Source organism: Nesterenkonia lacusekhoensis (genome assembly GCF_017876395.1).
Lineage (GTDB): Bacteria > Actinomycetota > Actinomycetes > Actinomycetales > Micrococcaceae > Nesterenkonia > Nesterenkonia lacusekhoensis.
Genome location: NZ_JAGINX010000001.1, coordinates 676,597 through 700,134, shown reverse-complemented (window position 1 = coordinate 700,134; position 23,538 = coordinate 676,597). Strand labels below are relative to the sequence as shown.

Annotated in this window: 23 protein-coding genes; 5 read left to right on the top strand and 18 right to left on the bottom strand. The window is 67.5% G+C overall.

Going from position 1 to position 23,538, the window contains the following annotated elements; translation table 11 throughout:
- Window positions 1-7: 7 nt before the first annotated feature.
- The 5 genes from JOF45_RS03330 to ychF all read right to left on the bottom strand — a co-directional run bounded on the left by JOF45_RS03330 (window position 8) and on the right by ychF (window position 4,516).
- Window positions 8-559 carry a hypothetical protein gene (locus tag JOF45_RS03330; protein ID WP_012397802.1) on the bottom strand — a complete coding sequence of 184 codons (552 nt, stop codon included), beginning with the start codon at window positions 557-559 and terminating at the stop codon, window positions 8-10.
- Window positions 560-783: 224 nt separating this feature from the next.
- Window positions 784-1,092, bottom strand: coding sequence for a hypothetical protein (locus JOF45_RS03325; protein WP_019619454.1), 309 nt, complete (start codon window positions 1,090-1,092; stop codon window positions 784-786).
- Window positions 1,089-3,002: a heavy metal translocating P-type ATPase gene (locus JOF45_RS03320; protein WP_210047924.1), complete on the bottom strand. Its 1,914-nt coding sequence runs from the start codon at window positions 3,000-3,002 to the stop codon at window positions 1,089-1,091. The genes JOF45_RS03325 and JOF45_RS03320 overlap by 4 nt, the downstream gene beginning before the upstream one ends.
- Complete coding sequence (cmtR, locus tag JOF45_RS03315) at window positions 2,999-3,358, bottom strand: Cd(II)/Pb(II)-sensing metalloregulatory transcriptional regulator CmtR (protein ID WP_210047923.1); 360 nt, start codon at window positions 3,356-3,358, stop codon at window positions 2,999-3,001. Before cmtR ends, JOF45_RS03320 begins: the two co-directional genes overlap by 4 nt.
- Window positions 3,359-3,436: 78 nt before the next feature.
- Window positions 3,437-4,516, bottom strand: a complete 1,080-nt coding sequence (gene ychF / locus JOF45_RS03310; protein WP_210047922.1) for a redox-regulated ATPase YchF — start codon at window positions 4,514-4,516, stop codon at window positions 3,437-3,439.
- Window positions 4,517-4,702: 186 nt separating this feature from the next.
- Here ychF and betT point away from each other — a divergent pair, with 186 nt between their 5' ends.
- From betT to JOF45_RS03295, 3 genes are all read left to right on the top strand, one after another.
- A complete protein-coding gene (betT, locus tag JOF45_RS03305) occupies window positions 4,703-6,868 on the top strand; it encodes a choline BCCT transporter BetT (protein ID WP_210047921.1) in 2,166 nt (721 codons plus the stop codon).
- A 109-nt stretch (window positions 6,869-6,977) separates the two neighbouring features.
- On the top strand, window positions 6,978-8,450 hold the full coding sequence (locus JOF45_RS03300; protein ID WP_210047920.1) for an aldehyde dehydrogenase family protein: 1,473 nt from the start codon (window positions 6,978-6,980) through the stop codon (window positions 8,448-8,450).
- A gap of 40 nt (window positions 8,451-8,490) precedes the next feature.
- Window positions 8,491-10,065, top strand: coding sequence for a GMC family oxidoreductase (locus JOF45_RS03295; protein WP_210047919.1), 1,575 nt, complete (start codon window positions 8,491-8,493; stop codon window positions 10,063-10,065).
- Between the two features lie 75 nt (window positions 10,066-10,140).
- Here the strand turns inward: JOF45_RS03295 and JOF45_RS03290 are convergent, their stop codons facing one another.
- The 3 genes from JOF45_RS03290 to betC are packed head-to-tail and all read right to left on the bottom strand — an operon-like array spanning window position 10,141 to window position 12,408.
- Window positions 10,141-10,458 carry a DUF202 domain-containing protein gene (locus JOF45_RS03290; RefSeq protein ID WP_188683817.1) on the bottom strand — a complete coding sequence of 106 codons (318 nt, stop codon included), beginning with the start codon at window positions 10,456-10,458 and terminating at the stop codon, window positions 10,141-10,143.
- Window positions 10,459-10,468: 10 nt separating this feature from the next.
- The gene (locus JOF45_RS03285; protein WP_210047918.1) at window positions 10,469-10,870 is read right to left on the bottom strand and encodes a YidH family protein; all 402 of its coding nucleotides are present in this window, start codon (window positions 10,868-10,870) and stop codon (window positions 10,469-10,471) included.
- Complete coding sequence (gene betC / locus JOF45_RS03280; RefSeq protein WP_210047915.1) at window positions 10,867-12,408, bottom strand: choline-sulfatase; 1,542 nt, start codon at window positions 12,406-12,408, stop codon at window positions 10,867-10,869. The genes JOF45_RS03285 and betC overlap by 4 nt, the downstream gene beginning before the upstream one ends.
- Window positions 12,409-12,470: 62 nt before the next feature.
- On the opposite strand from betC, the gene JOF45_RS03275 reads away from it, so the two are divergent.
- On the top strand, window positions 12,471-13,397 hold the full coding sequence (locus tag JOF45_RS03275; RefSeq protein WP_210047913.1) for a formylglycine-generating enzyme family protein: 927 nt from the start codon (window positions 12,471-12,473) through the stop codon (window positions 13,395-13,397).
- Window positions 13,398-13,423: 26 nt separating this feature from the next.
- Here the strand turns inward: JOF45_RS03275 and JOF45_RS03270 are convergent, their stop codons facing one another.
- From JOF45_RS03270 to JOF45_RS03225, 10 genes are all read right to left on the bottom strand, one after another.
- Window positions 13,424-15,475 carry a BCCT family transporter gene (locus JOF45_RS03270; RefSeq protein ID WP_210047911.1) on the bottom strand — a complete coding sequence of 684 codons (2,052 nt, stop codon included), beginning with the start codon at window positions 15,473-15,475 and terminating at the stop codon, window positions 13,424-13,426.
- Between the two features lie 127 nt (window positions 15,476-15,602).
- A complete protein-coding gene (locus JOF45_RS03265; RefSeq protein ID WP_210047909.1) occupies window positions 15,603-15,776 on the bottom strand; it encodes a hypothetical protein in 174 nt (57 codons plus the stop codon).
- Between the two features lie 117 nt (window positions 15,777-15,893).
- Window positions 15,894-16,538: a response regulator transcription factor gene (locus JOF45_RS03260; protein ID WP_210047907.1), complete on the bottom strand. Its 645-nt coding sequence runs from the start codon at window positions 16,536-16,538 to the stop codon at window positions 15,894-15,896.
- Window positions 16,535-17,728, bottom strand: coding sequence for a sensor histidine kinase (locus JOF45_RS03255; RefSeq protein WP_210047905.1), 1,194 nt, complete (start codon window positions 17,726-17,728; stop codon window positions 16,535-16,537). The genes JOF45_RS03260 and JOF45_RS03255 overlap by 4 nt, the downstream gene beginning before the upstream one ends.
- 85 nt (window positions 17,729-17,813) lie before the next feature.
- Window positions 17,814-18,584 (bottom strand): ABC transporter permease, encoded by a 771-nt coding sequence (locus tag JOF45_RS03250; RefSeq protein ID WP_210047903.1) that lies wholly within the window; start codon window positions 18,582-18,584, stop codon window positions 17,814-17,816.
- The gene (locus tag JOF45_RS03245; RefSeq protein ID WP_210047901.1) at window positions 18,581-19,576 is read right to left on the bottom strand and encodes an ABC transporter ATP-binding protein; all 996 of its coding nucleotides are present in this window, start codon (window positions 19,574-19,576) and stop codon (window positions 18,581-18,583) included. Before JOF45_RS03245 ends, JOF45_RS03250 begins: the two co-directional genes overlap by 4 nt.
- Window positions 19,577-19,780: 204 nt before the next feature.
- Window positions 19,781-20,188 carry an SdpI family protein gene (locus JOF45_RS03240; protein ID WP_210047899.1) on the bottom strand — a complete coding sequence of 136 codons (408 nt, stop codon included), beginning with the start codon at window positions 20,186-20,188 and terminating at the stop codon, window positions 19,781-19,783.
- 10 nt (window positions 20,189-20,198) lie between these two features.
- Window positions 20,199-20,963: a histidine phosphatase family protein gene (locus JOF45_RS03235; RefSeq protein ID WP_210047897.1), complete on the bottom strand. Its 765-nt coding sequence runs from the start codon at window positions 20,961-20,963 to the stop codon at window positions 20,199-20,201.
- 81 nt (window positions 20,964-21,044) lie between these two features.
- A complete protein-coding gene (locus tag JOF45_RS03230) occupies window positions 21,045-21,815 on the bottom strand; it encodes a hypothetical protein (protein WP_210047895.1) in 771 nt (256 codons plus the stop codon).
- Window positions 21,812-22,192 carry a PadR family transcriptional regulator gene (locus JOF45_RS03225; protein WP_210047893.1) on the bottom strand — a complete coding sequence of 127 codons (381 nt, stop codon included), beginning with the start codon at window positions 22,190-22,192 and terminating at the stop codon, window positions 21,812-21,814. The genes JOF45_RS03230 and JOF45_RS03225 overlap by 4 nt, the downstream gene beginning before the upstream one ends.
- 94 nt (window positions 22,193-22,286) lie before the next feature.
- On the opposite strand from JOF45_RS03225, the gene JOF45_RS03220 reads away from it, so the two are divergent.
- Window positions 22,287-23,534 (top strand): DNA recombination protein RmuC, encoded by a 1,248-nt coding sequence (locus JOF45_RS03220; protein ID WP_210047891.1) that lies wholly within the window; start codon window positions 22,287-22,289, stop codon window positions 23,532-23,534.
- The last annotated feature ends 4 nt before the right edge of the window (window positions 23,535-23,538 follow it).

The window sequence follows — 23,538 nt, the reverse complement described above, 5'->3', positions numbered from 1 at the left end:
ACCACATCTAGTCCAACGGCTGGATCCGGAGGTTGGTCCGCGGCGGCAAATCCCAGCCGTGACGCGCATGAATTTCCCTAACCAACTCTTCCGCGTTGACCTGGAGCTTGGCAAGTGCAGCCGCGTCGTGGCCGACTGATCGTAAATGGCGCAGGTTGCTGCTCAGCGCGTGCGCCCAACTCATCAGCGGGTCGAGGTTCGCCACCCGCCGCTCAACGGTGTCGCCGGGCTTGGCGGCCTCCATCACCTGGCGGCCGATGGTCGCGCCCAGCGTGCGCTCGGCCTCCAGCCACGAGTCGATACCATCCCAGCCGTCGAGCTGGTCGACGAGCGCGATCGACGTGATGCGCAGGTTGGCGAGCCGCTCCCCCACCGGCTCGGCCGTCGGATCGAACCCGATTAGGCGCTGCACGGCTTCCTGCACCGCGAACCAGCGTGCGTCCTCGGCCGCCTTGCGCGACTCGGCGAGTGCCTCGTTCGCGCGCTTGTTCGCTTGGTAAGTGCCGACGCCGGCGATCAGCAGCGACAGGGCCGAGATCACCAGCGCGAGGACATCCATGGCTCGATCCTGCCACTACAAGAAACAGTTCCTGAAGCACTTCCGGCTATTGCTTGCCCGAGGCGCGTCAGCCGACTAACCCGCGCTCACTACGATGCTCCGCGCGGCGACCAATCCCTACAGCGCGAATCTCCACTCCACCGATTTCCGGTACATACCACCCTCTTGAGGTGTGCAGTGAAGCGCTCGGCCCCGCGTCCGGGACCGACAGCTTGCGTTCGACGTCAACGATAGGTCTCGTGCAACGCCTCCTCGATCTGAGACGGAGTCGGTGCACCGGCGTACCCGCGCTCAGTCGCGTAGACCCGGCACGCGAGCGAGCGAACCGGTTGCGTCGGAAACAGGTCGACGCCGTCGACGAGGATCGTGGGCGAGCCTCCGAATCGGGTGTTCACCGCTTCGGTCTCGGTGTGGATCGTTACCAGCTCGATGGGCACTTCCGCGAGCTCGGCGGCATCCAGCGCGGCGCGCGCGTTTGCTTCGGCGATGGCCGTGTTCGGGCAGTCGACGATGTGCAGCAGTTCGACCTTCATACGATCTGCTCCTTCCGGGTCCGGGCCGCGCGCAAGCCATTGAGGATCACGATGACCTCCGCGATCTCGTGCACGAGCACCACGGCAGCGAGTCCCAGGACGCCGAAGAGGGCGAGCGGGAGCAGGGCGATGATGATCAGCAGCGACAGGATGATGTTCTGGTTGATGATGTGCCGTCCGCGCCGGGCATGGTCGAACGCGCGCGGCAGCAGCCGCAAGTCGTGCCCGGTGAACGCGACATCGGCCGACTCGATCGCGGCATCCGACCCGGTCGCGCCCATCGCGATCCCGATGTCCGCGGCGGCGAGGGCGGGGGCGTCGTTGATGCCGTCGCCGATCATCGCCACCGAACCATGCTGGCCGAGCTCAGCGATCGCAGCGGCCTTGTCCTCGGGGCGCAGCTCGGCGCGCACGTCCTCGATCCCGGCCTGCGCCGCGAGAGCGCGGGCGGTGCGGGCGTTGTCGCCGGTGAGCATCGTGACCCCGATGCACTGCGCGGCGAGCGTGCGGACGACCTCCGGGACCTCCAGGCGCAGCTCGTCGCGGACGCCGATCGCAGCGACCGGCTCGCCGTCGCGGTGCACGATGACGACCGTCATGCCCTGCTCCTCCAGCCCTGAGACCCGGTCGCCGAGCGTCCCGGCGTCCAGCCAGCGGGGGCTGCCGACCGTGATCCGCGCGCCGTCGAGCTTGCCCTCGATGCCGTGCCCGGCCTGCTCGGTCACGGCATCGGCTACTGAGGCCCCCGGCGCGGCGGCGGTGATCGCGGCCGCGAGCGGGTGGGTGCTGTGTTGCTCCAGCGCGGCCGCCCACGCCAGCGCCTGCGCCTCGGTGGTCCCGTCGGCGGTGAGAACGGCGGTGACGACGGGCTCGTTTCGGGTGAGGGTGCCGGTCTTGTCGACGGCGACGTGGCGGATCACGCCGAAGCGCTCGAACGCGGCACCGGACTTGATGATCACGCCGAACTTGCTCGCCGAGCCGATCGCGGCGACCACGGTCAGCGGCACGGAGATCGCCAGCGCGCACGGCGACGCCGCCACGAGGACGACCAGGGCGCGAGTGACCCACAGCTCGGGGTCGCCGAACAGCGAACCGATCAGCGCCACCAGGACGGCGAGGACGAGCACACCAGGGACGAGGGGTCGGGCGATGCGGTCGGCGAGGCGGGCGCGGTCTCCCTTCTCGGCCTGCGCCTGTTCAACGAGCTCCACGATCGTGGTCAGCGAGTTGTCGGTGCCCGCCGCGGTCGTCTCGACTTCCAGCGCGCCGGCGGAGTTGATTGCACCGGCCGAGACTGCATCTCCCAGCTCGACCTCGACCGGGATCGACTCTCCAGTGATCGCAGACGTATCCAAACTCGAACGACCCGTGACCACAACGCCGTCGGTCGCGATCCGTTCGCCCGGCCGCACCAGCATCAGCTGGCCCACCTGGAGGTCTTTCGCGGCGACCTCGACCGTCGCGCCGTCGCGGCGGATGGTCGCTGTCTCAGGGACGAGCTTGAGCAGCGCCCGGAGCCCGCCGCGGGCGCGGTCCATCGCCTTGTCCTCCAGCGCCTCAGCGATCGAGTACAGGAACGCCAGGGCCGCGGCCTCCTCGACGGAGCCGAGGATCACCGCGCCAATGGCGCTGATCGTCATCAGCAGGCTGATGCCGAGCTTGCGCTTGAACAGTTTGCGGATCGCGCCCGGGGTGAACGTCGACGCTCCCAGCAGCAGACCGAGCCAGAACAGCACCAGCGCCAGGATCTCGAGCCCGGACCACTCCAGGACGAGACCGGTCAGGAAAGCGACGCCGGAGAGGACCGGGACCATGATCCCGCGGTCCCGCCACCAGGGTCGCTCCTGCACCTCCTCAACTGCTTCGCCGACCGTGGTCTCGGGCTCGTCGCAGCCGCACGCCGCGCTCATGCGCCTGCCCCCGTCCCGCAGCAGCCCGGCACCGGGCACTGGTCATCAACGCATGGCGCGTGCTCGTCGACGGCCAGCGTCACATCCACGAGCGCCGTGAGCGCCGCAGCGAGGTGCGGGTGGGCGATCTCGTAGCGCGTCTGCCGTCCCTCGGGCTCGGCGGCCACGATGCCACAGTCGCGCAGACAGGTCAGGTGGTTCGACACGTTCGACCGGGTCAGCTCCAGCTCGCGCGACAGCACCGCCGGATAGCTCGGGCCGTCGAGCAGGGTCATCAGGATCCGGGATCGCGTCGGGTCCGCCATGGCTCGGCCGAGCCGGTACATGACGTCGAGGCGTGAAGCAATGGTCAGCATGCACTGAACTATACAGTGACTGCTGACCTATTTTGGTCATCGCATCGGCAGGTCAGACCGCTCAATCGACGCGAGAGGTTATACGGCGAAACGAAATTCCACCACGTCGCCGTCCTTCATGACGTACTCCTTGCCCTCCATGCGGACCTTGCCGGCGGCCTTGGCCTCAGCCATGGTTCCGGCGGAGATGAGGTCATCGAAGCTGACGATCTCAGCCTTGATGAATCCCTTCTGGAAGTCAGTGTGGATGACTCCGGCGGCCTCGGGGGCAGTATCGCCCTGGTTGATGGTCCAGGCGCGGGCCTCCTTGGGACCCGCTGTGAGGTAGGTCTGCAGCCCGAGGGTCTCGAAGCCGACCCGGGCCAGCTGATCCAGGCCGGACTCCTCCTGCCCGTTCATCTCGAGCATTTCGGCAGCCTCCTCCTCGGACATGTCGACCAGCTCGGACTCGAACTTCGCGTCCAGGAAGACCGCCTGAGCAGGAGCCACCGACGCCGCCAGCTCGGCCTGCTTCTCCTCCGAGCCCAGCACGCCCTCATCGGCGTTGAACACGTAGATGAAGGGCTTGGCGGTCAGCAGGGAGAGCTGCTTGAGCTCATCCATGTCCAGAGACGCCTTGGCCGAGAAGATCGTCCGGCCGTCCTCAAGGACCTTCTGGGCCTCCAGGTACGCGTCCAGCGTGGACTGCTCGGCCTTCTTGCCCTTGACCTGCTTCTCCAGCTTGGGGATCGCATTCTCCAGGGTCTGCATATCGGCCAGGATCAGCTCGGTGTTGATGGTGCCCATGTCACTGGTCGGATCCACCTTGCCGTCCACGTGGATGACGTTGTCGTCCTCGAAGACGCGCACCACCTGAGCGATCGCGTGAGCCTCACGGATGTTGGCCAGGAACTGGTTGCCCAGCCCCTCCCCCTCAGAGGCGCCTTTGACGATGCCGGCGATGTCCACGAAGGACACCGTGGCCGGCAGGATGCGCTCGGAGCTGAAGATCTCAGCCAGCCGGCCCAGCCGCTCGTCGGGCAGATTCACCACACCCACATTGGGTTCGATGGTGGCGAACGGGTAGTTCGCAGCCAGGATCGTCTGGCGGGTCAGTGCGTTGAAGAGTGTGGACTTGCCCACATTGGGGAGTCCTACGATTCCGATAGTCAGTGCCACGATCACCTAACCTATCGCGCCCAGCACAGGGGAAGCGAGCTGGTGCCCCAGCGCACCCACATGACCGACCCCGGTGCACCAAGACTCCACTTTCTGTCTTTTTCTGACTATGCTCGTGCAGGTTCGAAACATTAAGGGCTTGCATCACATCGCTAGGTCATGACACTGAGGAAGGAACACCACTTCATGGCATCCGCCACGGATCACTCGCAGTCGCCTGAGAAGGAGACTCCCCCAACGACGAGCCGCCGGAACACCCCGGGCGTCTCCAAGGTCAACTGGCCGGTCTTCATCGTCTCCGCCGCAGCCATCACGCTGTTCACCCTCTGGGCGGCCATCCAGCCGGAGACCGCCTACAACACGCTGGAGACCACCTTCAACTGGCTCAGCACCCGCCTGGGTTGGTACTTCATCCTCACCGCCGCGATCATCGTGGTCTTCGTCCTGGTGGTGGCCTGCACCCGAGTGGGCAGGACCAAGCTCGGCCCGGACCACTCCAAGCCGAAGTTCAGCCTCTTCACCTGGGCCTCCATGCTCTTCGCCGCCGGCATCGGCGTGGACCTCATGTTCTTCTCGGTCATCGGCCCGGCCACCAACTACTTCGTCGGCCCCGGCGCGGACATCGAGCCCGAGTCGCTGGCCGCTGCGGAAGAGGCCGCACTGTGGACGATGTTCCACTACGGCATCCCCGGCTGGGCCATGTACGCCCTGACCGGTATGGCCTTCGGCCTGTTCGCCTACCGCTACCACCTGCCGCTGAGCATCCGCAGCGCCCTCTACCCGATCATCGGCAAGCGGGCCCGCGGCGCCACCGGCGACTCCATCGAGATCGCCGCCGTGCTGGGCACCATCTTCGGCATCGCCACCAGCCTCGGCATCGGCGTAGTCTTCCTCTCCTTCGGCCTGAACCTCATGTTCGGGTGGGAAGCCGGACTGACTGTCCAGGCGGGGCTGATCGTGCTCGCCGTCGTCGTGGTCACCATCTCCACCGTCTCCGGCGTGGAGAAGGGGATCCGCCGTCTGGCCGAACTCAACGTGATCGCCGCCATCCTGCTGATGCTCTACGTGCTGATCTCCGGCAACACCGTCCAGCTGCTCAACGCGCTGGTCAAGAACGTCGGCGACTTCTTCGCCCGCTTCCCCGGCATGCTCATGGAGACCTTCGCCTATGAGACGCAAGGACCCATCGTGGACGAGGGGTGGCTGGAATGGTGGACCATCTTCTTCTGGACCTGGTGGATGGCCTGGGCGCTGTTCGTCGGCCTGTTCCTGGCTCGCATCTCCCGGGGCCGCACACTGCGCCAGTTCGTCATCGGCGTGCTGCTGGTCCCTTTCGCCTTCAACGCCCTGTGGATCTCCTTCTTCGGCAACGCCACCGTCAGCCAGATCATCGGCGGCGGGCTCAGCACCGAGGAGGCTATGGACGGCGAAGGCGCAGGCTTCTTCGCTCTGATCGCCGAGTATCCGGGCGCGACCTTCGTGGTCGGCGTGTCCGTCGTCGTCGGGATGCTGTTCTACGTGACCTCAGCCGATTCCGGCGCACTGGTGCTGGCCAACTTCACCTCCAAATCCGAGGACGCCACCTCAGACGGCCCCCGCTGGCTGCGAGTGGTCTGGTCGGTGATCATCGGCGCGCTGACACTGGTGATGCTGGCCCTGGATGGGATCTACTCCCTGCAGATGGCCGCGGTCATCATCGGGCTTCCGCTCTCCCTGGTGCTGATCATGCTCATGATCAGCGTATGGCGCGCACTGCGGCAGGAGAAGTACAGCGCAGACTCCCTGGAGGCCACGCTGCCCTCCGCGCTGTCCGAACGCATCGGCGACGCCGGTGCGGCGGCGCCCGGACGCTGGCGGCGCCGTCTGGCCCGCCACATGCACTACCCCACCGCCGAGGAGATCTCGGACTACATGGAGTCCACCGCCATGCCTGCGGTGGAGGAGGTCGCCGCCGAGCTGGCCAAGCAGGGCGCCTCGGTGTACTGCGAACGCGGCCTGGTCCCGGAGACCGACATCCCGCAGATCGATCTGCATGTCGACTTCGGCGAGCAGGGCATGTTCAAGTACCAGGCCTACCCGATCGAGTACTCGGTGCCGAACTTCGCTCTGCGGATGTATGCGGCCGAGGAGACCTACTACCAGGTGGAGGTCTTCTCCGCCACGGGATCCTCCGGCCACGACATCTTCGGCTACACCAAGGAGCAGGTCATCTCCGATGTGCTGGACGCCTATGAGCGCCACCTCGCAGTGCTGACCATGAGCGACGCCGACGGCGGCGGCTCCGTCACCCTGAACACCGGCGCGATCCCGGACGACTGGGACCACGTCCGGACCCGCGGGAACCACGAGTAGGAACCCGCCCCGCACAGGTCCCGGCCTGCGGGCCGTTACGGTGCCGGGTCCCGCTGACTAGGCTGGATCCGGCACCGCCTCACCTCACATCAGACGTCAAGGAGTTCTCATGACTGCCACGCTCTACATCGACGGCCAGTGGGTCCCTGCCGCCAGCGGCGAGACCCGCACCATCATCTGCCCCGCCGACGGCACCGAGGTCGCTGTGGTCTCTGAGGCCGGCGAGCAGGACACTCTGAACGCCATCGCCGCCGCCCGCAAGGCCTTCGACTCCCGCGTCTGGGCCGGCACCCCCGCCGCCGAGCGCGGCGAGTTCCTGCTGCGCGTGGCCAAGGCCATCGAGGACCGCAAGGACGAGTTCGCCCGCGCCGAGGCTCTGGACACCGGCAAGCGGTTCGTCGAGGCCCAGATCGACATGGACGACATCATCGGCTGCTTCAAGCACTTCGGAAAGCTGGCCGACTCCGACGCCGGCCGCATCGTCGACGCCGGCGATCCCACCGTCATCTCCAAGATCGTCTACGAACCCGTCGGCGTCTGCGGTCTGATCACCCCGTGGAACTTCCCACTGCTGCAGGCCGCCTGGAAGCTCGCCCCGGCACTTGCCGCAGGCAACTCCCTGATCCTGAAGCCCGCCGAGCTGACCCCGCACACCGGCATGCTGATCATGGACGTCTTCGAGAAAGCCGGCCTGCCCGCCGGCGTGGCCAACCTGATCACCGGCCCCGGCGCCACCGCCGGCGCCCCGCTGTCCTCCCACGAGGACGTTGACATGGTCTCCTTCACCGGTGGGCTGATCACCGGCCGGAAGATCGCAGCCTCCGCCGCCCAGACCATCAAGAAGGTCGCCCTGGAGCTCGGCGGCAAGAACCCCAACGTGGTCTTCGCCGACGCCGACTTCGACGCCGCGGTGGACAACGCGCTCAACGCCGGCTTCCTGGACTCCGGCCTGGTCTGCTCCGCAGGCACCCGCCTGATCGTCGAGGAGTCCATCAAGGAGAAGTTCGTGGACGAGCTGGTCCGCCGCGCTGAGAAGATCCGCATGGGCGGACCCTTCGACGAGAACGCCGAGACCGGCCCGCTGATCTCCGCAGAACACCGCGAGAAGGTCTACAACTACACCCAGAAGGGCATCGACGAGGGCGCAGTGCTGCGCACCGGCCACCACTTCGGCGGCGAGGAGCACAAGGACGGCTTCTTCTACGCCCCCACCGTGCTGGACAACGTCGAGCGCGGCCAGCACGTGGTGGTGGAGGAGGGCTTCGGCCCGGTCATCACCGTGGAGACCTTCACCACTGAGGAGGAGGCCGTCGAGACCGCCAACGACACCAACTACGGCTTGGCCGGCGCGGTCTGGACCTCCAACCGCGGCACCGCCCACCGCGTCAGCTCCAAGCTGCGCCACGGCACCATCTGGATCAACGACTACCACCCCTACCTGCCGCAGGCTGAGTGGGGCGGCTTCAAGCAGTCCGGCTTCGGCCGCGAGCTGGGCCACATCGGCTTCGAGGAGTACCGCGAGGCCAAGCACGTCTACGAGAACACTGAGCCCGCCGTCTCCGGCTGGTTCGCCGACAACTGAGACCCGCATCTTCGAGCATCTGACAGAGGAGATCTGAACCTTGGCTGAGAACACCTACGACTACGTCATCGTCGGCGGCGGCTCCGCCGGTGCGGCTGCGGCCGCCCGCCTGTCCGAGGACCCCAGCGTCACCGTGGCCCTGCTGGAGGCCGGCCCCACCGATCAGGACAAGGACGTCATCCTGCAGCTGAACCGCTGGATGGAGCTGCTGGAGTCCGGTTACGACTGGGACTATCCCGTGGAGCCCCAGGAGAAGGGCAACTCCTTCATGCGCCACGCGCGTGCGAAGGTCCTGGGCGGCTGTTCCTCCCACAACTCCTGCATCGCCTTCTGGCCTCCCAAGGAGGACATGGACGACTGGGAGCAGCTGGGTGCCACCGGTTGGAACGCCGAGAACGCCTGGCCGCTGCTCAAGCGCCTGGAGACCAATGAGAACGACGGCGAGCACCACGGCAAGGAAGGCCCCGTGGAGCTGATGAACATCCCGCCGCACGATCCCTGCGGTGTGGCTATCCTGGACGCCGCCGAGCAGGCCGGCATCCCGCGCGTGGAGTTCAACTCCGGCGAGACCGTGGTCAAGGGCGCGAACTTCTTCCAGGTCAACCGGAAGCAGGACGGCACCCGCTCCTCCTCCTCGGTGTCCTACCTGCACCCGATCATGGAGCGGGAGAACCTGAGCATCCTCACCGACACCTGGGTGCGCGAGGTGATCTTCGACGGCGACCGCGCCACCGGAGTCTCCGTGGTGGCCAACGCCTTCGGCAAAGCTCACACCGTCACCGCGAACAAGGAGATCATCCTCTCCGCGGGCGCCATCGACTCCCCCAAGCTGCTGATGCTCTCCGGCATCGGCCCGAAGGCCCACCTGGCCGAGCACGGCATCGAGGCCCGCGTGGACTCCCCCGGTGTGGGTGAGCACCTGCAGGACCACCCCGAGGTCGTCATCGGCTGGGACGCCGAGAAGCCCATGATCGAGGAGGGCTACCAGTTCTGGGAGATCGGCATCTTCGCCGACACCCTCGAGGGAACCGGCCAGCAGGACAAAGAGGGCCGTCCGGACCTGATGATGCACTACGGCTCGGTGCCCTTCGACATGCACACTCTGCGTCAGGGCTACCCGACCTCCGAGAACTCCTTTGTGCTGACCCCCAACATCACCCACTCCAAGTCCCGCGGCACGGTGCGTCTGCGTTCCAAGGACTACCGGGACAAGCCGATGGTGGACCCGCGCTACTTCACCGATGAGGAGGGCCACGACATGCGCGTGGCCGTGGCCGGCATCAAACTGGCCCGCGAGATCGTCTCCCAGCCGGCGATGGCTGAGTGGGCCGGTGAGGAGCTCTATCCGGGCAAGGACGTGCAGACCGACGAAGAGATCGCCGACTACTGCCGCCGCACCCACAACACCGTCTACCACCCGGCCGGCTCGGTCCGGATGGGCGCCGACGACGACACCATGTCCCCGCTGGACGCACGTCTGCGGGTCAAGGGCGTCAAGGGCCTGCGTGTGGCCGATGCCTCGGTCATGCCGGAGCTGGTGACGGTCAACCCCAACATCACCACCATGATGATCGGTGAGCGTGCCGCTGACCTGATCAAGGAGGACAACAGCTGATCGGCTGATCCTCCAGACAGAGAGAGGGCCCCGGCAGGAATTCCTGCCGGGGCCCTCTCTTCGTGTCTGAGACCTTCAGAGAAGGACCAGCACCAGCGCGACGCCGCCCAGTCCCATCACGGCCAGGGAGAGAGACAGCGCCCCTCCCACGGCCGGCGGGTACTGCTCAGCGGCGATGCCGGCGTCGGCGAGCGCATAGCGACGCCGCTGGCCCGCCCAGACGCCGGCGGCCACCAGTGCTGCGGCTCCGAAGAGCCCCAGCACCACCGCACCGTAGTAGGGGGCCCATCGGATGAAGAACCCTCCCACCACAAGCATGAGCATCAGCGTCCGGGTCCAGGACAGCAGCGTGCGCTCGGGCTGCAGGCCGGGATCCGCATGGGTTCTGCTCATCGGACGCACCTCATGCCAGCATCGCCCAGATCAACAGCGCAGAGATCACCGCGACGCCGGCGCCCAGCAGCGGGGCGATCAGCGGCAGCGGCAGCGCCGAGTGCCGGCGCAGGCTGCGCTCCACCTTCAGCCAGCGCCAGAAGGCTCCGGCGCTGAGCGCCACACCCAGGACCAGCAGCAGCACAGAGAGCAGCGTGCGCACTGTCGGCTCGAAGAGGTCCTGGGTGAGCGCCTCCACCGCCACCCCGCCGGCCAAAAGGGCCAGCGAAGTGCGGATCCAGGAGAGGAAGGTCCGCTCGTTGGCCAGGGTGAACCGGGGATCCGGCTCCTCTCCCCCGCCCAGGACCTTCCGGCGCCAGGCGGCGTCGCGGCTCCCCGGGCCGGACCCGGGTGAGCTCTGTGTCTCACTCATCGGTTGGTGTCCTTGATCTTTCCGTGCTCCAGGGCGGACCAGAAGTCGCCGCGGACGTAGCGCTGCTCGGGCTCCGGGTTGAAGTCCCAGTGGCGCACCGTGCCCTGTTGCAGGGACTCGGCCACCAGGCGCCGGGTGGCCTGGGACTTCAGCACGTCCTCCTCCAGCTGGGTGAGGTCGTAGCGGGAGTCCAGCTCCTTGCGCAGCAGCGCCACCGTCTCAGCGTACTCGGGCTGAGCGGCGATGTTGTGAAGCTCCTCCGGGTCGGTGTCCAGGTCGAAGAGCTGGTCCGGATCACCCGGGCAGACGATGTACTTATACCGCCCGCGCACCAGGGTCAGCTGCGGCTTATGGGTGCCCTCGGCCAGGTACTCGATGATCACATCGCGGTCCTGCGGGCCCATCCGGCCGTCGGCCTCCTGACGGGCGATCTCCAGCACCGACTGACCGGAGACCTCGGCCTCCGGGGCGCCGCCCAGCTCCAGCAGCGTGGGCAGCAGGTCCAGCAGGGACACCGGGTTGGCGTAGCGGCCCTTGGGCACCAGGTGCTCCGGACCGGAGACGATCAGCGGCACCCGGGCGGACTGCTCGTAGGGCGACATCTTGTACCAGAGGCCCTTCTCGCCCAGCATGTCGCCGTGGTCGGAGGTGACCACGATGACCGTGTTCTCGGCCATGTCCAGCTCCTCGAGCCGGCGTCGGACCGCACCGATGTGGTCATCGATATAGCTGACGGCCGCATAGTAGGCCCGGCGGGCCCGGCGCACGTCGTCCTCGGAGGGAACGTTGACGTCGAAGCCGCTCATCTGGCGCAGCCGGTGACTGTGCGGGTCCTGCTCGATGCTCGGGATCTCCGGGTGCGTGGGGGCCGGGATCTCCACATCAGCGAAGCGGTCCCAGTGCTCGCGCGGCGGCTCGTAGGGGTCATGCGGGTGGATGAAGCTGGTGACCATCAGGAAGGGCTGCTCCTGCTCCCCGCGGGCCTCGGCGGCCTGGGCGGCGCGCTTGCGATCGTTGAGGTGGCGCAGGGTGCGGAAACCCACCTCGTCGTCGAAGTCCTGCTGCACAGTGGCCTTGGAGACGCCTGCCTCGAAGACGGAGCCGGCCTCGTGGTACCACTGCAGCTTCTGGTCCAGCGGCAGGTGCCAGTCCGGGACCATGTCCAGGTCAGCCGGGTAGACGTCTGTGGTCAGCCGCTCCTCGAAGCCGTGGTGCTGATCGGGGCCGATGAAGTGCATCCGGCCGATCAGTGCCGTGTGATATCCGGCGTTGCGCAGGTGGTGGGCGAAGGTCGGCACCGAGGACGGGAAGTCGTCCCCGTTGTCGTAGCAGCCCAGCTCGGAGGGCATCTGGCCGGTCATCATGGAGGCGCGGGATGGCGAGCACAGCGGAGTGTTGCAGTAGGCCCGGTCGAAGACCGCGCCCTCCTGGGCCAGCTCATCCATGGTGGGAGTCTGAGCGGCCTCATCTCCGTAGGCGCCCAGAGCCTGGGCTGCCATCTGGTCCGCCTGGATGACGACGATGTTCGGTGGTTTCATGAGAGTACCTTTCAGAAAGCTGTCGGGTTCTTGGTCTGCGAAAACTTTGAGGAGCTGTATCCATGAGTGCCTGCTGCGGCCCCGCCCGCGGTCCTTCCCCCGCTGAGCCGGCCCCGGAGTTCGGGACCGATCACGACGCCGGCTCCGACGCCTCCGCCGAGCTGCTCCGTTCCCTGGCCGCCCGGGCTCCGGAGGATCTGCGGATGATCGGGCTGGCCGGAGGAACCTTCCTGATGGGCGATGAGTCCCCGCTGGCCTACCTCCAGGAGGAGGCTCCGGTCCGGGAGGTCGCTGTGGAGCCCTTCGCCCTGGCCGCCACCACTGTCACAGTGGCGCAGTTCGCGGCGTTCGTCCAGGCCACCGGGTACAGGACCGATGCAGAGATCCATGGAGACTCCATGGTGTTCTCCGGCCTGGTCTCCGAGGAGATCCGGGAGATCTCCCGGTCCGTGGCCGAGACCCCGTGGTGGCGCCAGGTGTCCGGAGCCAGCTGGCACCGTCCCGAGGGGCCCGGCTCCCAGGTCATCGGCCGGGAGGACCACCCGGTCACCCATGTGTCCCGGCGCGATGCCGGGGCCTATGCGCAGTGGGTGGAGGGCCGGCTGCCCTCGGAGGCCGAATGGGAGTTCGCTGCCCGCGGCGGTCTGGTGCAGCTTCCCTACCCGTGGGGCGGTGTCCGTGAGCCGGAGGGGGTCCCCCGGATGAACACCTTCGGCGGGGAGTTCCCCGATGCCCCCGACGGTCCGGTGGGGACCGTGGCGGTCACCGCGTTCCCGCCCAACGGGTACGGGTTCCACAACATGACGGGCAATGTGTGGGAGTGGACCACTGGGGTCTTCTCCGCTGAGGATCCGCGTCCGGTGCTGCGCGGAGGGTCCTATATGTGCCACGCCTCCTACTGCAGGCGGTACAGGACCTCGGCTCGCAGCGCCTCGACGGCGGACACTTCACTGGGCCATGCCGGGTTCCGGCTGGCGGTCAACACCTGAAGGTCCTGACCGCCGGCCGGTGGGGATCAGGCCCTGGGTTGGTCGGCGTCGGGCTGCTCAGTGCTGGACTGCTCGGTACTGGACTGGTCCGCACCGGTCTGGTCAGCGTCGAGCGCCTCCTCCGCGGCGGGCACTGTGGTGATCTCGCCGGTCTCCGGGTCGTAGCCGTCGGCCCACTCCCCGGTCTCATAGTTGTAGCCGACCGGGTCGCCGTTCTCATCGGTGCGCCGGTACCACTCGGTGTAGTCCGCGTGCACCGAGTCGATGATCGCTCCGGCGCCTTGGCCCGGATCAGTGGGCCCGACTTCGAGGGCGAAGTCATCGCCGTAGCGATTCACCCCGTCGATGACGGCATTGCGCATCGCACGGTCCGCATAGCGCAGACGGATGGCTCGCGGGTCGGTCTGCAGCTCGCGGAACCAGGCCAGGATGATCAGCAGGATGACGATCGCGAAGGGCACCGCGGTGATGATCACCAGCTGCTGGAGACCCTCCAGCGCCATCTCATCGCCCAGCAGCAGCATGACCAGCGCGATGCCGGTCATCACCAGGCCCCAGAAGACCACCACCGTGGGACGGGGGTTCTGGCTGCCGCGCGAGGAGAGCATGCCCATGACCGTGGAGGCCGAGTCCAGTGCGGTGATCGCGAAGACCAGCAGGACCACGATGCTGACCGCGGGCACCCAGTCGGAGAGCCACGGCAGGTTGTCGATGACGGTGTAGAAGACCTCCGGCGGGGCCAGAGCCAGGACGCCGTCCTCGCCGTTCTCGAAGCCGGGTGCACCCTCGCTGCGCATCCACATGGCTGTTCCGCCCAGCACGCCGTAGGAGAGCACCAGCAGCAGGGTCGGGATGGTGATCACGCCCAGGATGAACTGGCGGATGGTCCGGCCGCGGGAGATGCGGGCGATGAAGATTCCCACGAACGGGGACCAGGAGATCCACCAGGCCCAGTAGTAGACGGTCCACCAGGACTGGAACTCCTGGGTGTCCTCACCCCAGGAGGCCGAGCGGCTCATCATGTCGAACATGTTGCCCAGGTAGGCCACCAGGCCCGAGGGCAGCAGGTTGGCCAGGAACAGGGTGGGCCCGGCGATGAACACCAGTCCCACCACACCCAGGGTCATGACGATGTTGATGTTGGACAGGTAGCGGATGCCACGGGAGACGCCGGAGACCGCTGAGAGGATGAAGCCGATGGTCAGCACCGCGATGATCACGATCAGCAGGGTGTTGCCGGTGTCGCTCCAGCCCGAGACGATCGTCACGCCCTGTTGGACCTGCATGGCGGCGATGCCCACGGTCGCGGCGGTGCCGAAGAGCGTGGCGATGATCGCGAAGATGTCCACCATCTGGCCGGCGAAGCCCTCGGAATGGCGCTTGCCGAACAGGGTCCGGAAGATCGAGGACATCAGCAGCACGCGGCCGCGGCGGTAGGCCGCATAGGCCACTGCCCCGCCCACCAGCGCGTAGATCGCCCAGGCGTGGAAGCCCCAGTGGTAGAAGGTCTGGCCCAACGAATAGTGCAGCGCCTCAGTGGTCTCCGCCTCATGGGTCATCGGCGGCGGGGAGGTGTAATAGTCCAACGGCTCGGAGGGGCCGAAGAACAGCACTCCGATGCCCAGGCCTGCGGCGAAGAGCATGGAGATCCAGGCGAAGGTGGAGAACTCAGGGTCCTCGTCATCTTTGCCCAAGGGGATCTGGCCGTAGGAGGAGAAGGCCAGAACCAGCATGACCACCAGGATCACCGCCGCGGTGATGTTGAACAGCCAGGAGATGTTGTAGGTCACCCAGGTGAAGGCCTGATCGGCCACGGAGGCCACCTGGGCGGGGGCGGCAAGGCCCCAGATGACGAATCCGACGGTCAGCAGGCCGGCCACAGCGAGCACGAACTTGTCGATGCTGTAGCGGCGGCGCTGCTCGTCGATGCCGATGCCCGGCACCAGCGCCGGGTGGATGTCGTGTGGGTAGTCGGGCCGGCGGTAGTCCAGGGCGCGGAGCGTGCGTCCGGCCTGTCGACTCTTCCTCCGGGCCTCGTCAGTGATCTTGCTGCGGGACTGCGGCTGTTCATCAGCCATACGTGCGTGCACCTCAGTTCAGTCGTGGGGATCCCGCACGTCACGCCGCACCCATGCAGCGGGCGCGGCGTCGTTCAGGGATCCGCCGATCCTCTTCGTCGTTCAGCGGTGGGAGAAGAGGGAGGTGCTACGGCTCGCGTCCGCACCATCCGATCGCTGCGCCTTCCCAGGAATCATTGGCGTAGCCGGCGGTGCGCCGGGGAGCAGCGATGGGGTTGGCCAGCCCGAAGGCAGCACGCAGCACGCCGTGGGGCCGAGAGCTCTCCCGGCACCGGTGCTGCAGCTGATCTTTCATGGGCATGGTCACACATACTAACCACACAGGCACCGGCTCTGCAGGGGAAAGCTCGAGCGGGCGCGTCAGAGCCCGCTCCCGGACCGGTTTCAGACGGGGGCCTCGGGCCTCCGGCCGCGCCGTTCAGATCCATCCCTGGGCCCGGGCGACCCGGACGGCGTCGTGCCGGTTCTGCGCCTGGGTCTTGCCGATGGCCGAGGAGAGATGATTGCGCACCGTCCCGTGGGAGAGCGACAGCGCAGCGGCGACGGAGCGGACGGCTCCGCCCGTTGCCGCGGCCCGCAGCACCTCCTGCTCTCGGGTGGTGAGCGGGTTGGCGGCCCCGGCTAAGGAATCTGCCGCCAGAGCCGGGTCCACCACGCGCTGACCTGCGGCGACCCTGCGGACCATCTGCGCCAGCTGATCCGCCGGGGTGTCTTTGACCACGAACCCGGCAGCCCCGGCGTCCATGGCGCGGCGCAGGTAGCCGGGACGGCCGAAGGTGGTCACGATCAGGCAGCGCACCTCCAACCGGGCCTCCACCACCTGCCGCACGGCGTCGATCCCGTCGGCTGTATCGGGGCCGCCGGGCATCTCGATGTCGACCAGGGCGACCTGGGGCCGGTGGTCCCGGACGGCGTCGAGAAGCTGATCCCCTCGCCCGACCTCTGCCACCACCTCCAGATCGGGCTCCAGATCCAGCAGCGCCGAGAGCCCTCCGCGGACCAGGTCCTGGTCATCGGCGAGCAGCAGACGGATGGGAGAGCCGGTGTCTGGACGAGTGGTCATCGGATGCTCACCTCCAGCAGCGTGCCGGGACGCTCGGGGCCCGTACCCTCCAGCTCAGGATAGGCACGCCCGACGACGACGTTCGCCCCCTCAGCGGCCGCACGCTCCCGCAGGCCGCGCAGTCCGTTGCCCTCCGCTCGGGCTCCGATGCCGGTGCCGTCGTCGGCGATGCGCAGATGCCGCGGGCTGATCTCGATCTCACATCGGTTGGCCTCAGAATGCCGGACCACATTGGTGACCCCTTCGCGCAGCGCCCAGGCCAGGGCTGCAGGAGCGGGGCTCGCCTCCCCCAGACCATCAGTGATCCGGGCGGAGATCCCGGCCGATTCCAAGGTGGTGCGCGAGACCTCCAGCTCACCGGGCAGCTCCGGCGCGCGCAGCCGGGTGACCGTGGAGCGGACCTCGCCCAGGGCCTGGCGGGAGAGGGATTCGATCTGGTCCAGCTCGGCCCGGGCGCGCTCTGGGTCCGACTCCATCATGCGCCGGGCCAGCTGTGCCTTCACATGCAGCACGGTGAGCGAATGGCCCAGCACGTCGTGGACGTCACGAGCGATGCTGCTGCGCTCCTCGGCGGCACGCAGCTGCTCGGAGTGCAGCCTCCCCTTGGTCTCATAGTATTCAGCGATCCGCAGGGCCACGATGAACAGCATGCCGATCCCGGGGCCTCCGGCCACCCACAGAGAGGCCGTCTCGGTGAGCAGCAGTCCGATGACGCTGGGGACAGCCCAGAGCAGCACTCCGACGGGAACGCCCACCAGCGGCGGGCGCGTGAAGATCACCAGAGCGGCCAGGTACGCGGTGTAGGCCAGTGCGAAGGTGCCGATGAGCGGAATCGTGGCCGCGGCGATCGCTCCGAGGACCACCAGCAGGACCAGCAGCGCACGGCTGCTGGGAGCGCTCTCCTCCGTGGTGAACCAGGCCCAGGCGCCGCAGCAGTAGACCACACCGAAGATCGCCGTGGCGGCACAGACCAGCAGGCGCTCCCACCAGGCGGTGTCGGTGGTGAAGGCTGCGATGATCGGAACCGCCAGGAAGACCAGCCAGATCGAGGCATAGACGAAGCCGGCCACCTGTTCCCGCCCGTGCTCAGCGGCGCGCTGGCCGGAGGCGAGCCCCGCCGCAGGGGCGAACCCCACCTCAGGGGCGGGCGGCTCCTCCCGAGCGGGCGGCGTCGGCGTCGGCGTCGTCATGGTCCTATCCTCTATCATCGCGGGGGCTCCGTCAGCTGGGTCAGTCCTGCCAGCTTGATCAGCCCTGTCATCTGGATCAGCCCCGTCAGCTGCGCGCGGTGCTGCGGCTGCGCAGAGCGAAGCAGGCCACGGCCAGCACTGTGCTCCAGGCCGCGATGTTCAGCAGGATGCCCCAGAGCGGGTCGGTGCCCAGGGTGCCCTCCCCGGCAGACAGGATCTCTCCGTCACTGATGGGATAGCGCGCCAGGGCGGTCACCCCGTACATCGGAGTGAAGCGCCCGATGTCCAACAGGACGCCCTCCAGCGGGAAGAAGCTGTTGCCCAGGAAGCCCAAGACCACCAGCATTCCGGAGGCAGCGCCGACGGCGGCATCGGACCGGAACGCCAGGCCTGCGGCCAATCCATAGAGAGCAAAGGGCAGGGAGGCGATCACCGTCAGAGCCGCCGTCGCGAGCCACCGTCCGGTGTCCATCTCTGTGGCGGTGAAATAGCCGACCACGTTGATCAGCACCACCGGCAGAGTGGCCATAGCCAGGGAGATCACTGACTTGGCGGCGATGAACAGTCCATGCGGCATCCCGGTCAGAGCGAGCTGGCGCCCCCAGCCCTGCTGGATCTCCACGGCGGCGGCGCCGGCCAACGACGTGGTGGCGGTGGCCGCACCGTAGACGGCGATCCCCACCAGGGTGTGGGCACTGACATTGGCGTGACCCGAGGGCAGCGGGAACTCGCTCCAGTCGGTGCTGACCCCGAAGATCAGGAACAGCACAGTGGGCAGCACGATGATGAAGAAGGAGTTGCCGACGTTCCGGAGATTCCTCCAGAAGTCCATGAGGATATAGGTGCTCAGGCTCATCGGGCTGTCCTCCTCGGGGCGGCCTGTCGGCCGGTGCCCTGCTGGCTGGGGCTGTCCTGGCGTGAACTGTTCTGCTCGCCGCCGCTGTCCTGTTCGCCGGTCAGCAGCATGAAGGCCTCCTCCAGGCTGGCCGGGCGCACGCTCAGATGAGCCGCCGGCGTCGCGGTGAGCAGATGGCGGGCCAGGGAGTCGGCGTCGTCGGTGCGGAAGGTGATGCGGCTGCCCTGCACCGTGTGAGAGATGACATGCGGAAGAGCTCCCAGATCTGCCGACGACGCCGCCCAGGTCACCGTCACGTGGGCGGCGCCGGCCCGCTGCTGGACCTCAGCGGTGGGCCCGTCGGCGATGACCCGACCCTGATGCATCAGCACAGTGCGGCGAGCGAACTGCTCGGCCTCCTCCAAGTAGTGGGTGGCGAAGAGAACGGTGGTCCCGGAGTCGGCCTGGCGGCGCATCCTGTCCCAGAACTCGTGGCGGGCGCTGGGGTCCATCCCGGCAGTCGGCTCATCGAGGATCATCAGATCCGGGCGGGGCAGCAGCGCCAGGGCGAAGCGCAGCCGCTGCTGCTGGCCGCCGGAGCACTTCCCCACTCGGCGGTCGGCGATCTGGGCGATGCCCGCGGTCTCCATGGCCTCGGTCACCGGAAGCGAGTGCCGGTGCAGGGCGGCGATGATCTGGACGGTCTCCTTGACGGTGAGATCGGGCAGAAGGCCACCGGTCTGCAGCAGCGCCCCGACGCGCCCGGCACGGACAGCCTGGCGCGGGGCGCCGCCGAAGACGCTGATCTCACCGCTGCTGGGGGCGTTGAGTCCCAGGATCATGTCCATGAGGGTGGTCTTGCCTGCGCCGTTGGGGCCCAGGACTGCGGTGACCTCGCCTGCGACGAAGTCCAGGCTGACACCGTCCACGGCGTCGAAGGTGCCGCCGGCGCCGTCGGGATAGCTGCGCCGGAGATCACGGATCCCGACGATGGGTTCCTGTGCTGTGCTCATGCCTCCAGTCTTGGTCACCGGAGGCGCCAGCGCGTAGAGCGGCTGTCACGAATCCGGCATGACATCTGTCATGGGGCGGGGCGGGTGCGGTGCGGGATGTGCGCGGGCGCGGGCTGGGTGCGCGGGATGTGCGCGTCGATTGGCACGTCTGAGTGAGCCCAACGCCGTTCTGACGACTCAGACGTGCCAATCGACGCGCATCCTTCAGCTGCGGTCGTCGCCTCCGTGCTCCTCCCCCAGATGTTCGAGGACCAAGGCGCGCTTGGCCGCCCGATCACAGGCCCACCCCGCCACGAGCAGGACCAGGACCACCGCGCCGACCGCGGGCCACATCACGGCATGCTGGAGACTGCTGCTCAGGCGTTCTTCATCGCGGTGGAGCACCACGGCGACGATGAGGAACACTACGGAGATCACGACGCTGGCCCAGCACCAGGGCACTGCCGCTCGGTGGCCCGCTGTCCAGGCGCGTTGCGAAGACATAGTCGACCAGATGCGGATGCCCACGGTGTTGTTGCGCTCCATCCCGCCGCCAGCGGCAAAGCACACCGCCAACATGATCACAGCGGCATGAAGAGACACGACAGACGCGATGATCAGGGCGTAGTCCATGTCAGAACTCTCAGATCGCGGGGGTCTCCGTGGCGGCGGGGTTGAGCAGCTCCGGGGAGAGGTTGATCAGGCGCAGCCGGCAGAGGTCCTCAATCTCGGCATCGGTGAGCGCAGCGATCCGACGACGCTCGGCCTCATCACCGGATTCGTCCTCCAGGCCGCCCTGCGGCAGGGAGCTGGAGACGGGGCCGTGGTGCAGCGGAATGTCGATCACGGTGACTGAGGCGGGGGTCAGCGGGATGAACTGCGCCCGGTCGATGAGCCCCAGCCCTTCGAAGAGCACGCGCAGAGCAGCCCCGTGGGAGACCGCCATCGTGGTGCGCAGGTCGAAGCTCAGGTCGGCTGAGGGCGTGGGCTCGATCTCGGCAGTGGCCCGGACGATGTCGAAGAAGGCGGACTTCATCCGGGAGACCAGCGCCTCATAGGACTCCCCTCCGGCCGGAGTGTAGGTCCCCGCACGCCAGCCCTGGAACTCCTCGGGGAAGCCGTCGCGGATGTCTGTGGCGTAGGCGCCTTCCCACTCCCCCAGGTTCTGCTCGCGCAGGTCATCCCAGATGTGCGGCTGCAGGTCCAGCCCGAACTGCTCGAAGGTCTGCTGCGTCCGCACCAGCGAGGACACATGAGCCTGCCGCGGGTTCTGGGCACGGACGAAGGCGCCGGTGATGCCCGCCTGCTTCTCCCCGGATTCGGCCAGTGAGATGTCCGAGTGCCCCTGCAGCCGGTGGCCCTTATTCCACTCGGTCTCGCCATGGCGCACCAGCAGAACCCGAATCATGCATGCTCCTCATTATGTCCGTCGGATGCGATCAGCACTCAGCCTATGCCATCGCGGTGACACAGGCGCCGCGCCCACTCCTCATGCCAGCAGGAAGAGCACCAGGAAGTTCAGCACCGCGAAGGCCGGGATCAGCACCACGGGCAGCACTTCGGCCCGGCGCATCTGACGACGCCGCTCCCCCGGCTCCTCCTGATCCTCGAACGGCACCGTCAGCACGTCCTCAGCGTCTGTGCTGCGCCGAATGCGCACCAGGTGCGCCCCTGTGCCGATCAGCAGACACACGACGCCGACCCCCAGCCCCCACCACGGGCTCGGGGTGAGGACCTCCTGCCGCAGCCCTGCCGAGAGGACCACGACGGCGGCGAAGTACCCGAGGCTCACCACCACGCTGACCCAGACGCGCCCCGCCAGGACCCGCAGCACGGGCCCGGTCTTCCACACCAGCAGCAGAATGGTCAGTGCCACGAGCAGCGCAGTGAGCGTCGAACCGAGCGTCACGCTCATCGGCTCCCCGGTGGCCAGCGGCACTGCGGCCGCGATCAGGGCGAACATGCCCAGCAGCTGGACGATCTGCGGCACCGCCACTCTCATCATCGCCGCAGTGGACTGCCGCGACGACGCCGGGAGCTGCAGGCTGCGTGCGTAGTCTGCAGCCGGGCCGAAGGTCTCCTCCACCGACTCCCCGGACTCGGCACAGTGGGACTCCACCTCGGCCAGCGCTGAACCGACATCCTCACCGGAGACCCCGCGCAGTCGCAGCTCGCGGACGAACTCTTCGGCCCACTCGGGACTGATACCCGGTGCCAGCTTCCTCACCAGCGCCCAGCTCTTCTGATCCTGCTTGCTCATGTCTGCGACTCCTCATCATTCTCGACACCGGCCTGTTCAGCTTCTGCCTCCTGCAGCAGTCCCGCCGTGGTCGCGGTGAACTCCGCCCACAGGGTGCTCATCTGTTCCAGCCTCTGGCTGCCCGCAGCAGTCAGCACGTAGTACTTCCGGCCGGGTCCGCCCTCACCCGGCCGCCATTCGACGTCCACCCAGCCCTTGGCCTCGAACCGCTTCAACAGGGGATAGAGAGTGCCGCCTCTGACCTTGCCCAGACCGCCCTGCTCCAGGCGGGCGGAGATCTCATAGCCATAGGTCGGGCCATCGGCGACCGCTCGCAGCACGCAGAGTTCGAGGACTCCGCGCAGCCACTCGGCCGGCCACTCCTGGTAAACATCCATAACTAGATAGTACGGCTTACTAGTTAGCGACACAATCTAGTCCGGTCATCGGATGTCACCGATTCATGTCCCTGGCTGCTGAGATGCTGGTGCTATGGATTCGATGTCACTGCTGGTCGGCCTGCTGGCCGGAATCATCCTGGGCTCCGTGCTGAGCCTGGTCCTGCTGCGCCGCCTCAACGCGGGGAGCTCCGAGGACGCCGGTCGCACTGCTGAAGTGATGCAGGAGCGCGACGAGCTGCGTACTGCTTTGGACTCCGCCCAGGAGAGGCTCGGAGTGGTGAGTCAGGAGCTCGCCGCGGCCCAGGGCAGACTCCAGGAGATGGAGCGGCAGCGGGCTGAGGATGCCGCTGAATCGCGGGAGCGGGAGTCGCTGGTGGAGATGCTGCACCCTGTGCGCCAGGGCGTGACCGAGATGCAGCGCCGCATCCAGGAGCTGGAGACCGAGCGCGCCGCCCAGCAGTCCAAGCTCAGTGAGCAGCTGCAGACCGCAGCACAGTCGGACCAGAAGATCATCGAATCCACCCAGGCCCTGCTGGGGAGCCTGCACTCCACCACAGCCCGCGGCCACTGGGGCGAGATCCAGCTGCGCAGGATCGTGGAAGCCTCCGGCATGCTCGCCCATGTGGACTACACCGAGCAGCACTCAGTCACCGACGCCGACGGCGCCGCCCTGCGCCCGGATATGGTGGTCCATCTGCCGGGCCAGCGGCACCTGATCATCGATGCCAAAGCGCCTCTGGACGCCTCCGACGCGGGTGCACAGGCCAAGGCGCTGCGACAGCACATCAACGCTCTGTCCGCGAAGAGCTACGCCGACGCCGTGGAACACTCGGCCGACGTCATCTTCTGCTTCCTGCCCGCCGAATCCCTGCTCTCAGCAGCACTGGAGGCCGACCATACGCTGCTGGACTATGCCCTGGGCCGCGGAGTCACCTTGGTCTCCCCCGCCTCCCTGCTGGCCAGCCTGAAAGCAGTGGAGACGGCCTGGCGTCAGGAGCGGCTGGCCAACAACATGAACGAGATCATCACCCACTCCCGTGAGCTCTACCGCCGGCTGGAGAAGATGAGCGAGCACCTCGAACGCACCGGAGACCGGCTGCGCCAGGCCGTCCAGGCCTATAACGGGCTGCTGGGCAACATCGAACGCCAGGTCATGCCGAAGGTGGAGAGCATCAGCCGCCTTCAGCTCAGCGGCCAGGACGAGCAGGCTCCCGATTCGCCGACTGCCCTGGACGAGCTCGGCGAGACCCTGCGGGTCAAACAGGTGGAGGCCGAGGTGAACCACCCCGGCCCCCGCCTGTCGGCTGAGCAGTCCGCTGAGACGGACCGCCTGATCTAGCGGA